Origin of the sequence: Paenibacillus antarcticus (genome assembly GCF_001637225.1) — a bacterium.
GTDB classification, from domain to species: Bacteria; Bacillota; Bacilli; order Paenibacillales; family Paenibacillaceae; genus Paenibacillus_AQ; species Paenibacillus_AQ antarcticus.
Window position 1 is genome coordinate 113,120 of sequence record NZ_LVJI01000002.1, and the last position, 12,030, is coordinate 125,149.

Annotated in this window: 12 protein-coding genes; 5 read left to right on the plus strand and 7 right to left on the minus strand. The window is 40.1% G+C overall.

Translation table 11 applies throughout. The features are described 5' to 3' along the window. Positions 1-49 precede the first annotated feature (49 nt). The 3 genes from PBAT_RS03400 to PBAT_RS03410 all read left to right on the plus strand — a co-directional run bounded on the left by PBAT_RS03400 (position 50) and on the right by PBAT_RS03410 (position 3,253). Positions 50-1,039 (plus strand): aldo/keto reductase, encoded by a 990-nt coding sequence (locus PBAT_RS03400; RefSeq protein ID WP_068646563.1) that lies wholly within the window; start codon positions 50-52, stop codon positions 1,037-1,039. 145 nt (positions 1,040-1,184) lie between these two features. Beyond that, positions 1,185-2,198 (plus strand): asparaginase, encoded by a 1,014-nt coding sequence (locus tag PBAT_RS03405; RefSeq protein ID WP_068646564.1) that lies wholly within the window; start codon positions 1,185-1,187, stop codon positions 2,196-2,198. Positions 2,199-2,419: 221 nt separating this feature from the next. Then, positions 2,420-3,253, plus strand: coding sequence for a CPBP family intramembrane glutamic endopeptidase (locus PBAT_RS03410; protein ID WP_068646565.1), 834 nt, complete (start codon positions 2,420-2,422; stop codon positions 3,251-3,253). A gap of 86 nt (positions 3,254-3,339) precedes the next feature. On the opposite strand, the gene PBAT_RS03415 is transcribed toward PBAT_RS03410, so the two are convergent. The 7 genes from PBAT_RS03415 to PBAT_RS03445 form a co-directional block, all read right to left on the minus strand. Next, positions 3,340-3,804 carry a hypothetical protein gene (locus PBAT_RS03415; protein ID WP_068646566.1) on the minus strand — a complete coding sequence of 155 codons (465 nt, stop codon included), beginning with the start codon at positions 3,802-3,804 and terminating at the stop codon, positions 3,340-3,342. Between the two features lie 52 nt (positions 3,805-3,856). Then, positions 3,857-4,300 carry a hypothetical protein gene (locus PBAT_RS03420; RefSeq protein WP_068646570.1) on the minus strand — a complete coding sequence of 148 codons (444 nt, stop codon included), beginning with the start codon at positions 4,298-4,300 and terminating at the stop codon, positions 3,857-3,859. A 54-nt stretch (positions 4,301-4,354) separates the two neighbouring features. After that, the gene (locus PBAT_RS03425) at positions 4,355-4,795 is read right to left on the minus strand and encodes a hypothetical protein (RefSeq protein WP_068646571.1); all 441 of its coding nucleotides are present in this window, start codon (positions 4,793-4,795) and stop codon (positions 4,355-4,357) included. A 72-nt stretch (positions 4,796-4,867) separates the two neighbouring features. Then, positions 4,868-5,341, minus strand: coding sequence for a hypothetical protein (locus tag PBAT_RS03430; protein ID WP_068646575.1), 474 nt, complete (start codon positions 5,339-5,341; stop codon positions 4,868-4,870). Between the two features lie 133 nt (positions 5,342-5,474). Next, on the minus strand, positions 5,475-6,230 hold the full coding sequence (locus PBAT_RS03435) for a MerR family transcriptional regulator (protein WP_068646577.1): 756 nt from the start codon (positions 6,228-6,230) through the stop codon (positions 5,475-5,477). Between the two features lie 135 nt (positions 6,231-6,365). After that, positions 6,366-7,133 (minus strand): polysaccharide deacetylase family protein, encoded by a 768-nt coding sequence (locus tag PBAT_RS03440; protein ID WP_068646579.1) that lies wholly within the window; start codon positions 7,131-7,133, stop codon positions 6,366-6,368. 122 nt (positions 7,134-7,255) lie between these two features. Further along, positions 7,256-8,125, minus strand: a complete 870-nt coding sequence (locus tag PBAT_RS03445) for a LysR family transcriptional regulator (RefSeq protein ID WP_068646581.1) — start codon at positions 8,123-8,125, stop codon at positions 7,256-7,258. 155 nt (positions 8,126-8,280) lie between these two features. Between PBAT_RS03445 and PBAT_RS03450 the strand changes: the two genes are divergently transcribed. Further along, positions 8,281-10,023, plus strand: a complete 1,743-nt coding sequence (locus PBAT_RS03450) for an ABC transporter ATP-binding protein (RefSeq protein WP_068646583.1) — start codon at positions 8,281-8,283, stop codon at positions 10,021-10,023. Continuing rightward, positions 10,020-11,759, plus strand: a complete 1,740-nt coding sequence (locus PBAT_RS03455; protein ID WP_068646584.1) for an ABC transporter ATP-binding protein — start codon at positions 10,020-10,022, stop codon at positions 11,757-11,759. Before PBAT_RS03450 ends, PBAT_RS03455 begins: the two co-directional genes overlap by 4 nt. The last annotated feature ends 271 nt before the right edge of the window (positions 11,760-12,030 follow it).

The window sequence follows — 12,030 nt, forward strand, 5'->3', positions numbered from 1 at the left end:
CAAAGTGTTGCCTATAATAAGTATGATAATAGTGAAGGAGTGATTATGAATGGTATATTCAGCAGATGATAAGCGCTATGAAATGATGACATATAGAAGATGTGGCACAAGTGGATTGAAGTTACCAGCGATTTCACTTGGATTGTGGCATAATTTCGGAGGAATAGATACGTTTGAGAATGGACGAGCAATGATAAGAAGAGCGTTCGATTTAGGGATTACACATTTCGATCTAGCTAACAACTACGGTCCGCCCGCAGGTTCAGCAGAGGAGACTTTCGGCAGACTCTTAAGGGAAGATTTAAAGGCTTATCGTGATGAGATGATTATCTCGACTAAAGCGGGATATTACATGTGGCCGGGACCCTACGGAGAATGGGGATCCAAGAAAAGCCTCGTTGCAAGTCTTGATCAAAGCTTAACTAGATTAGGACTCGACTATGTGGATATTTACTATCACCATAGACCAGATCAAGATACACCCCTTGAAGAGACGATGGCTGCACTCGATTTAGTCGTTCGTCAAGGGAAGGCACTTTATGTTGGACTCTCGAATTATTCACCTGAGATGACGATCGAAGCCTCACGTATTCTGAGAAGACTAGGAACACCATGCTTGATTCACCAACCACAATATTCGATGTTAGGACGCGGTCCTGAACAAGGGTTACTTCATGTGTTAGAGGAGGAAGGAATAGGTTCTATTGCGTTCTCTCCATTACATAAAGGCATTCTAACGGATCGTTACTTAAATGGTATCTCGGCAGACTCGAGAGCTGCGGGTCCGAGCGTATTCATGAATCCTTCGGAACTGACCGAAGATCTATTGGCTAAGGTGGCCAAACTTAATGATATGGCATTGGAACGCGGACAGAAGTTGTCCCAAATGGCATTAGCTTGGACACTTCGCGGTGGACATGTCACTTCTGCCCTGATTGGGGCAAGTAAGGTTAGCCAAATTGAAGATGCTGTAGGTACAATCAATAATCTAACCTTCACCGACGAGGAACTTACACGAATCGATCATATATTGGCTTGATCGTAATAGATATTCTGGGAGGAACATCGATGACCACTATGGTCAATCGATGTTCCTTTTTCCTATGATAATATTTATGATAAAATAAGTTGTTGGTTCATAATAAGAGAACGGCGCATAAGAAGTACAAAAGGAGATAACCTATATGTCTGAAGCAATTGAAGTGTTTAGAGGGGAATTTGTTGAGAGTTCACACCACATTCACGTAGCTGTAGTAAACCATGAAGGAAAGCTACTGTATTCATATGGAGATCCGAACCGATTGACGTTTCCGCGTTCGGCTATGAAGCCATTTCAAGCCGTTCCACTGGTAGAGACGGGCACAGCGAAGGCATTGGGATATAACGCTGCGGAGATTTCAATAAGTTGTGCATCCCATAGTGGGGAGACATTTCATCGTGAAGCCGTGATGAATATTCTTGGAAGAGCCAACTTGAGAGAAAGTGATCTACAGTGTGGGACCCATGTGCCGAGGGATTCAGCTAGTTACAAACAGCTGATTCGAGAAGGTAAGGAACTCACCCCCATATTCAGTAATTGCTCGGGTAAACATTCTGGGATGCTGGCTACAGCGGTGCATATGAATGAGGATATTCACACGTACCCTGAGATCGGGCATCCAGTTCAACAGCGAATTCTAAGGGTGATTGAAGAAGTCTGTCAGTTTCCTAAGGAACAAATAGGTATTAGTGTAGATGGTTGTGGTCTGCCAGTACACCAAATCCCACTCTATAATGCTGCACTCGGCTTCGCTCGATTGGCACATCCAGAGGGAACAGTAACTGAGGAGAGAGCTAAGGCGTTATCTACCATCCGAGATGCGATGATGGAGCGACCGGAAATGGTTGCTGGAACGAAACGGTTTGATACGGATGTCATGAGAACCTTTAAAGGGAATATCGTCTCTAAACTAGGGGCTGAAGGGGTACAGTGTATAGGCATCGTCGATCGAGGTATTGGAATCGCTATTAAGACTGAGGATGGAACGGATCGTGCAGCAGGCGTTGCGGCGATGGAAGTATTAAGACAACTGGGGATCGGTGACGATACCACAAATGAATTGCTGAAAGATTACATCCATGCACCCGTACTGAATGCGAGAAATGTAAAGATTGGTGTTGTGAAGGCGAACTTTGTTTTGAATCCGGCTGTGATGTAGAAGTAATCTTTTGAATAATAAGTTGATACCCACTCTGAGATTGTAATTCAGGGTGGGTTTTTGTTAGTTTTTAGAAGTGTGAAGGCTTTTAATTAATATAATTTTTGGGATATTGAGGAACTTTATCTATTTATTAATAGTGTATTGGAATATTTTATAATATAATTATTCAGTTAAGTTAATTAACTTTAATACATATCTCAAGGAGGTTTAAGGTTCAAATGAAAAAGAGATCAATCATTACCGGAAAGATCCTATTGACCTTTTTTATCTTTGCTATTGTACTAGCTTTAGGATCAATGTTACTTTCTGTTTCTAACGGGGGAGAAATGACTACATCAAGTTCAATCCTTATCTCAACGGTAAGTATGATGCTAGCCCCATTCCTAACATATGTGATTTTTGAGAAAAAGAATAAATGGAGTATGGGATTACAACAGTCCTATGCAGTGAAAAGTATGGTACAAGGATTAATGGCAGGCATTTTATTGATAAGTATGAGTTTTCTCGTAATTTGGCTGTTTAATGGGTTGCAGATCGACTCCATTCAATATGATTCCGAAACACTTCGTGGGGTTGGCATTAGCTTTGGTTTGTTTATTCTAGTAGCGTTTAGTGAAGAAATCTTATTTCGGGGTTACATTCAAGGATTATTAAGAAATCATTATGGGGCGAATAGAGCTATTATCCATTCGTCTATCCTTTTCGCATTACTACATATTATGAATCCTGGAATTTTATCAACGCCTTTTACACTTATCAATATATTTCTAATTGGAATATTCTTTGCGGTTACACGTGAATTGACAGGTGGGATATGGTTACCGATTGGATTTCATCTGACGTGGAATTTCTTCCAAGGAAATATCTTTGGATTTGCTGTCTCAGGTACGGATAGCAAGACAATTATCTCAATAAGTACACAAGGAAATAGTCTCATTTCAGGAGGAGAATTTGGAGCAGAAGGAAGTATTCTGGCTACAGTGATCATCTTAATTGCATGTATAATTGTCATAAAAATAAGAAAAACGAAGCCTACGCCACTGTCATTCTGACTAATTAGCTAGTGTTTATAGCTTTATGCGTTGCATAACAAATAGAAGCCCTGACCACCTTGTGTGGTTGGGGCTTCTATTTGTTATTACGATTGCCTAATGAGGGGGCCTTTTGTGATTACTGTCTTGGGAACAGGTCCATCGTACTGAAAAACTGTAGGATATTCCGTATTCAGTCCATAGTTAGATTCATTCTGATGTATGAGTATGAGGGGCTTATCTACATAGGATATGCCGTAGTGACGAGCTTCTAATCGAGCTAAGAATTCTTTTCTAATGTTAAAAGCGTGTATCATAGACGTAAAGGCACCGATTAAAAGAGAATATGACCATACATAAGTTAAAATATTGGAATGAATTCTAAATATTATAGCAACCAACACGAGAGAAAAAGGAATTGCATAGAGTGTTCCATACATAACCCAGCGCTTATGTTGTACTCTGCACCCTACATATATAAAGGCAATCCAGTTGAAATAGAAAGTGAAGGGTAACAATATCCACCATGAGTGTGCTATTCTCCACAAGAATCCTTTAGGTTGCCTATTCATTATCGATAATCCTCCAAATTCAAGTCATCTTAATCATGTTCGAATGTTCATATTACGATTGTCGAGTGAGTGGCCCTCTGTCAGACACCGTTGCTGGTACTGCTCTATCAGAATGAATCTCAGATCCTAGTCCGTATTCAGATTCAATCTGATCTATAAGCATCGTATCTGCATATTTCTTGGCCAACTCACTAGCTTCTAATCGGGTTAAGAATTCTTTCCTAATCTTAAAGGCATGTGAAATAGAAATGACACCGCTTACTAGAAAAGCGCCACCCCATAAAGTATTAACACTTTTGTTCTCAATAAATGAATCACTTATTAAACTTAAAAAGAAGGGGATAGCATATATCAAGCCATACTTTGTCCAGCTTTTGTTCTTCACTTTCATACCAATATATATAAAAGCAACCCAATTCAAAATAAATGTGAAGGTTAATAATATCCACCATGAGTGTCTTAATTTCCACAATAATCCCTTACGCGTCTTATTCATTGTAAATCGCCAGCCTCCCAATAACCCAATCACCTTACGAGTTCTATTGTTAAATTAAGATTGCCGAATCAGGGGGCCTCTTGAAGGTACCGTTGTAGGTTTTGGTCTTTTAAAATGATCCTCATTAGAATTCAGCCCGTATTCAGATGCGATCTGACGTAAGTGATCTTCTTTTAAATACTGCTGACCTTCTAATCGAATAAGGAACTCTTTTCTAATGATGAAGGCGTGAACCATAGAAGATAACCCTCCTACATAAAGTGAACTTACTGCTATTGTTGCTATTAACCCGACTTCTGGATCAATGATTACGGCTATGATCATGAAAATGAAGGGGAAAGAGTAAATCGCTCCAAACATTGTCCAACGTCTATTTTTCACCTTCGAGCCAATATAGAAGAAGGCAATCCCATTAAAAAGAAAGCTGAAGGTTAGTAAAATCCACCAAGATTGCGCTAATTTCCACAATAAACTTTTACTTGACTTATTCATCATAAATAAACCTCCAAGTCTTCTTCATGAGCCGTTATTTGCATTTGATCCAGATCAGATCCTATGTATTTATTACTACTCATTGTGTGATGATTGTCGAATTAAATTGCCCTTTGTTGGGACGGTTTGAGGAAGAGGACGTTTCGAATGTTCCGGCTCAGTTGTATTGAGGTTGAAGTCAACGCCGTACTCATCTTCAATCTTGCGCTTCAGTTCTTTCTCTTCTCTTAAGGAAGATAATTGCCGAGCTTCTAATCGAAGGAGATATTCTTTTCTAACCTTAAAGGCGTGTATGATACTAATAATCCAACTGATGAGGAGAAGGGGTACTCCTACGTTCATTTGCCAACTTTCTTGCTCGTTTGAGGATATAAGTGCCAATCCTCCAAAACAAGTTACAGCATAAACAACGCCCCAAATCGCAAACGGTTTACTTTTCACCCTCATGGCAATGTAGAAGAAAGCTGACCAGTATAAGAAGAAAATAAGGGTTAGCAGTATCCACCATGAATGAACGATTCTCCACAATAATGATTTGCGGTTTAACATATGTAACCTCCTTTAATATGTTGTGTCCCGTCTACTTGGTTATGTGTACATGAATAAGGGAGCCGAATGCTCCGACTCCCCTTCATAACTTATTCCTAATTATAACATAATTTCTTAACAATATATGACTATTTTACGCCGTGTATATAAGTATTGCTTCTCTTAAGAATGCGGCTGTTCCAGGTTGTTTATCATCGTAATAGGCAGTAAATCGTTCATCATCCACATACATTTGAGCTAACCCAGCGTGAGCTTCCTTACTATACGTAGTCCAATAACAACTCAACCATTGGCGATGAAGATCTACAGCTTGTTGCGCGGGTTCGCTTGCGGGATCACTTGTGATCATCGCTTTAGCAAGAGCTTCATGGACAGCAGCTTCTAATTGTTCAACATCAGCATACTGTGTTTCCGTCATGTTCATCATCTTCTGATTAGTTAGATCAATGGATTCATCACCATATTGCGCTCTAATTTCCTTACCATAGTTCTTCTCGTTATCGTCGATTAAAATCTGTTTGAACCCATCGAATTTCTCTTCATTTGTCATTGTTATTCCTCCCTCGGAGTGGGCTAAGGTTGAATCAACATTAGCGATTAATTGATCTAATTGTGATCGTTTCTCAAGAAGTTTCGCACGATGTTCTATCAGTGCTTTATTCCCATCAAAGGAGGGGGAAGTCATGATTTCTTTAATTCTGTCAAGACTCACTCCTAACTCCCTGAAAAAAAGAATTTGCTGTAACCGATCAACTTCGGGTTGACCATAAATGCGATATCCTGATGAATTCGTTCTAGCGGGTTTAAGTAAATCAATCTGATCATAATATCTTAAAGTTCTTGTACTAATACCTGCCATGTAACCTAACTTCTGTACGGTATATTCCATGAGCTCACCTCCCTGACTACATAAGCGTACACCTTGACGTAACGTCAAAGTCAATAGAATATTTTGTTTAATAAATGAAAAAGACTGCAGTACTATCTCTATAAAAGATAGGCTGCAGTCTCGTCTGTTGAATGATTAGTGAGTGACTCTTAAGTCTTGTCCTACATTTTCTTTATTTGAGATTAGATCGGAGACCGTTACAAATGAGTAACCTCTCTTGATTAATTCGGGTAAAATGATGTGTAAGGCATCAACCGTTTGTACACTGTTATGGACAAAGTCGTGCATCAATACGATATCACCATTATCAACGTTATTAAGGACCTTATTCACAATTTTGTTTACACCGGGACTCATCCAATCCTTGGTATCTTGATCCCATGACCAGAGAATCATCAACAATTGATTGTCTTTATAGATGTTAACAGCAGATTCGTTATAGCTACCACCGGGTGGACGAAATAGCGTGGCTTTTTGCCCTGTAGCTTTATATATCGCTTCTTGTGTTCGAGTTAATTCATTAAGTAGTTTAGTTCTAGGGATATTCTGAAAAGAAGCATGATCAAAGGAATGATTGCCGATCTCATGTCCTTCGAGAAATGCTCTTTTTACAATTTCGGGATACTTTTCTACACGATTACCTACGACAAAAAAAGTGGCTTTGGCTTCATATTTTTTAAGAAGATTAAGGATCGCAGGGGTTTTCGTATAATCGGGTCCGTCATCAAAAGTAAGGGCAATAACTTTGTTCCTTGTGGGAACTTCCCATACGATATCACCACGTTTCTCATAATATTCTCGTCCTTTACTTAAGGTAGAATGAGGCTCCGCATATGTAGTGTTGATGAATAGATTGGCTATAGCGAATATAGTTAGTATTCGAGTCATATTCCAGATATTCATGAGTCCTCCTTTTTTGATTCTTATTTGGATCATGAATGTTAGGGTTCACCACACGATAGCCAATTATTCAGCAATCACAATACCCCACAGCAATTAGATGAACGAAAAGCCCAATAGGGTTATTAATGTTGACCGAAATTTTCGATAAATTTGGTTGCCAGAGAGGAAATATATTTATCTTTTATCCAGATGGCCGCGATTTGTGTTCGTAATGCTTCGTTTCGGATCTCTTTATAGATTAGATTCTCACGATTTGCAAGGCTAAGAGCCGATTTAGGAACAATACCGATACCAAGCCCTGCATTTGCCCAGAATAGTGTTGTACGTGCATCATCATTCTTGCAAAAGATGACAGGATCAAATCCTTCCTTCAAGCAAGTGTCGCGAATAAGTTGTTCAAATCTGCGGTAAATGATGAGTGGTTTATCTATTAATTCCTTCACATCAATGGTGTCTTCGGTGGTTGCCCAATCATATTCCTGTGTCATGACAGCGATCATGGGCTCAGACTGTGCGTATCTGTATTCGAGATTGGATGTGTTAAAAGGAGTCCTTACAATGCCTACTTCAACAATTCCTTTCGATAAGAGATCGATAATCATAAAGGTATTTCCCTCATGGATTTCAAACTTGACTCCCGAATAGGTCTTGTGAAATTTGGAGAGACTTTCCGTCAAAAGCGTTGCACCCGAAGAGGAGACTGTGCCAATGGAGAGTGTACCCTTCAGACCTTTTACGAAATCCGTGATCTCCCTAGCTGTAGAATCGGTTAGCTCTAAGATTTGTTGTGCTCTGTTCCGTAGGATAATCCCTGCATCCGTGAGTTGAACACTACGTGGTTTGCGTTCCACAAGCATAACACCAAGCTCTTCTTCCAAAAGCTTGAGCTGTTGACTTAGTGGGGGTTGTGCCATTTGAAGTTTCTTGGCTGCTGAGGTAATTTGACCTTCTTCAGCTATAGCAAGGAAATATTTAAGCTGTCTGATATCCATATGAGTCCTCCTGTAGTAACTTGAGATATGAAAAAAGTATCGAAAGGATACGAAACGAATATTTTTAATATGATATAGGCTATGCAATAATCATAATTAATACTTAATAATAGTCAAATGCTCCAACTAATTCTTACGTTAGGTGATGATTAACGTTGTTTAAGCTAGCTGTATATTTAAGAGCGTACAAGAAAGAGGTTATTATTGGCCCAATTTTCAAGCTATTGGAAGCCATATTTGAACTATTACTTCCAACCATCGTGGCGCTTATGATCAATAAAGGTATAGGAATGCGGGATACTTCTTATGTATTTAAGATGGGTGGACTCATGCTATTACTATCGATCGTGGGATTTGGCTGTTCACTGATCTGTCAGTATTATGCATCGCGTGCCTCACAAGGGTTCGGAACTACACTGCGTAACAAGCTATTCAAACATATTTCTTCACTGTCTTATGCGGAGATGGATAAGTATGGTACATCTACACTCATAAATCGGATAACAAATGATGTTAATCAGCTTCAATTAGCTGTCGCCATGCTGATACGTCTGGTTATCAGAGCGCCATTTATTTGTATTGGTGCGATTATCATGTCGATGATCTTAGATTTCAGATTATCACTTATTTTACTGGTAGCTACACCTGTGTTTGGTATTATCTTATACTTTATCATCACACGTACAGCGCCAATATATCGAACATATCAGCAGAAGTTAGACCGAATTGCACTTGTATTAAGTGAGAATCTTTCGGGTGTACGAGTTATTCGCGCATTCGCAAAGAGTAGACAAGAAAGAGCGCGATTTAATGAATCCTCGGAGGATTTAACTCGGACAGCTATTCGGGTAGGTCGAATTTCAGCTTTATTAAACCCGATGACAACCCTCGTCGTTAATACAGCTATCATCGCTATACTATGGGTGGGTAGTATCCACATTAATGTGGGTGAACTTTCACAAGGTGAGATTATTGCCTTTATCAACTATATAACGCAAATTTTGTTGGCATTGATCGTAGTATCGAACCTTGTCATTATTTTCACGAAAGCCGCATCCTCAGCTGCCAGAATTAATGAAGTGCTAGCGACAACGACTTCCATACCTGATCATGGAGATGTTGGTTCGGTTAATGTGACTAATAGGATAAATGTACCTGCCATTCAATTTGATCATGTTTCCTTTGGCTACAATAAGATGGGTGACTTGGCGCTTGAGAACGTAACACTTGAGATTGCACATGGAGATACCATTGGAATTATCGGTAGTACGGGATCGGGGAAATCAACATTTGTGAACCTAATCGGAAGGTTCTATGAGGCATCACAAGGAGATATATGGATAGATGGAGTTCATGTGAAGGATTACTCGTTGCAACAATTACGAAGTCGAATAGGTATTGTTCCGCAGAAGGCCTTGCTCTTTACGGGTACCATTGCGGAGAATATCCGTTGGGGTAGCGCGCATGCAACAGACGATGAGATCATGAAGGCAGCCGCTATTGCGCAGGCTGAGGAATTTATACTAAAGCTTCCGGAAGGCTATAACACCAAGGTATCTAGAGGAGGAATTAACTTATCAGGTGGGCAGAAGCAACGGTTGACGATTGCTCGTGCCGTAGTAGCTCAGCCACACATTCTTATTCTAGATGATTCATCAAGTGCGTTAGACTTTGCAACAGATGCAGCATTAAGACGTGAATTGAGGGGAAACAGTGTACATATGACTGTGCTTATGGTGTCGCAGCGGGTCAGCAGTGTGCAGCATGCTGATAAAATTATTGTTTTTGAGGAAGGCCGGATTGCTGGTATAGGCACACATGATGAACTGATGACGGGTTGCGAGGTTTATAAAGAAATTAACCTTTCCCAACTTTCAAGTGAGGAGTCACGCAAATGAATACGAAGGAAACATGGAATAGACTCTTAACGTACGCCGGACAATATAGAAAAAATGCCATTTGGGTAGTGGTATGTGCTGTTGTAAGTGTGGTCGCAAGTCTGATTGGTCCGTTGTTGATTGGTAAAACGGTCGATCAAATGATTGGTGTGGGTAAAGTCCATTTCGATGCTATTGGAAGGTTATTGATTATATTAGCGATTGTATATGTTATCGGTAGTCTCTTTGGGTGGATGTTAATCAACTTGACGAATCGTATCGCTTACCAGACGGTGTATGATATGCGACGTGAGCTCTTTGATAAGTTAAATGTTCTTCCATTAAGTTACCATGATAATCACCCGCAAGGTGATAGCATAAGTCGATTTGTTAATGACATGGATGCTGTGTCTGATGGACTTCTTCAAGGATTCTCAACATTGCTTACAGGTGTCATAACCATTGTTGGAGCAATAGTATTCATGTTGTATATCAGTCCGATGATGACCCTGGTTGTTCTGATCTCGGCTCCGGTATCGTACTATGTGGCACGGTTCATTACGACGCGTTCACAACAACTATTTCGTGAACAAGCCACCATTCTAGGTGGATTAAATGGGTATGTGGAAGAAATGATTGGTGGACAAAAGGTCGTGCAAGCATTTCAATACGAGGAGCGTTCTTTTGCTGAGTTCGAGAAGAAGAATCAAGCTTTATATGAAAAGGGAATGCGATCCCAATTCTATGGTTCTCTATCCAATCCAGCAACCCGCTTAGTGAACAACGTTACCTTCTCGATTATTGCCATCATTGGTAGCATGGCTGTCATTCTAAACACGGTATCGGTCGGGGAACTATCAAGCTTCCTCATCTTCTCGAACTTGTTCGCTAAGCCATTCAATGAAATTACGGGCGTATTAACACAACTTCAATCGGCAACGGCATCTTCGCAGCGTATTTTCTCAGTTCTTGATTTGGAGCCTGAACAACCTGATCAAGCCAATGCACTTCAGTTGACACAGAGTAAAGGGACAATCACCTTTGATAAGGTGAAGTTCGCATATCAACCGGATCGGCCTCTGATCACGAACTTCAGCCTGGTAGTACAACCAGGAACACGTATTGCTATCGTCGGTCAGACGGGGGCAGGTAAGACGACATTGGTAAATCTTCTCATGAGGTTTTATGATGTGAACGGCGGGGTAATCATGATTGATGGCATCAACATAAATGAAATCACACGAGATAGCTTGCGGCAGAATTTCGGTATGGTGCTTCAAGAAACGTGGTTATATGGGGCTAGCATACGGGATAATATCGCCTACGGGAAACAGGATGCGACTGACGAAGAGGTCATTGCGGCAGCAAAAGCAGCCCATGCGCATAGCTTCATTAAGCGATTACCAGAGGGATATGACACGCTAATTACGGGTGCGGGAGGAAGTCTATCCCAAGGACAAGAACAACTTCTGACGATTGCACGTGTCATGTTAGTCGATCCACCGATGTTAATTTTAGATGAGGCAACCAGTAGTATTGATACTCGGACTGAGATTCGAATTCAGAAGGCTTTTCAGAAGATGATTGAAGGTAGAACAAGCTTTGTGATTGCGCATAGACTTTCCACGATTAGAGAAGCAGACTTGATTCTGTATATGAAGAACGGCGATGTCGTTGAAAGTGGAAGCCACGAACAGTTGTTAGCGAGTGGTGGGCATTATGCTGATCTATATAATAGCCAGTTTACATCAGTTTAGTGATCCGTATTAGAATGTGGCTATATTTGATGCTGATTTTTATGAATATTTCATAGTAATTAATGGTAAATTTATAATATTGGATTGAACAGGAATAGGTCTAAATACCTAGTCCTGTTTTTTGTGTCTATTTTTCTCGTATGTGTGGACGAAAGTAGCGGTGTGACATAATAGTTACAATAATTTAACCTTTTGGTTACAAAGTTTTCACTTGTTATAATTGGAATATTTATGATTTTTATTTATTACATTACAGTTCTTTGTACCTGAA

Bases quoted from the DNA above. Each gene is read 5' to 3' on its own strand.
- PBAT_RS03400 (WP_068646563.1), top strand. From the start codon at position 50: ATGGTATATTCAGCAGATGATAAGCGCTATGAAATGATGACATATAGA.
- PBAT_RS03405 (WP_068646564.1), top strand. From the start codon at position 1,185: ATGTCTGAAGCAATTGAAGTGTTTAGAGGGGAATTTGTTGAGAGTTCA.
- PBAT_RS03410 (WP_068646565.1), top strand. From the start codon at position 2,420: ATGAAAAAGAGATCAATCATTACCGGAAAGATCCTATTGACCTTTTTT.
- PBAT_RS03415 (WP_068646566.1), bottom strand. From the start codon at position 3,804: ATGAATAGGCAACCTAAAGGATTCTTGTGGAGAATAGCACACTCATGG.
- PBAT_RS03420 (WP_068646570.1), bottom strand. From the start codon at position 4,300: ATGAATAAGACGCGTAAGGGATTATTGTGGAAATTAAGACACTCATGG.
- PBAT_RS03425 (WP_068646571.1), bottom strand. From the start codon at position 4,795: ATGATGAATAAGTCAAGTAAAAGTTTATTGTGGAAATTAGCGCAATCT.
- PBAT_RS03430 (WP_068646575.1), bottom strand. From the start codon at position 5,341: ATGTTAAACCGCAAATCATTATTGTGGAGAATCGTTCATTCATGGTGG.
- PBAT_RS03435 (WP_068646577.1), bottom strand. From the start codon at position 6,230: ATGGAATATACCGTACAGAAGTTAGGTTACATGGCAGGTATTAGTACA.
- PBAT_RS03440 (WP_068646579.1), bottom strand. From the start codon at position 7,133: ATGAATATCTGGAATATGACTCGAATACTAACTATATTCGCTATAGCC.
- PBAT_RS03445 (WP_068646581.1), bottom strand. From the start codon at position 8,125: ATGGATATCAGACAGCTTAAATATTTCCTTGCTATAGCTGAAGAAGGT.
- PBAT_RS03455 (WP_068646584.1), top strand. From the start codon at position 10,020: ATGAATACGAAGGAAACATGGAATAGACTCTTAACGTACGCCGGACAA.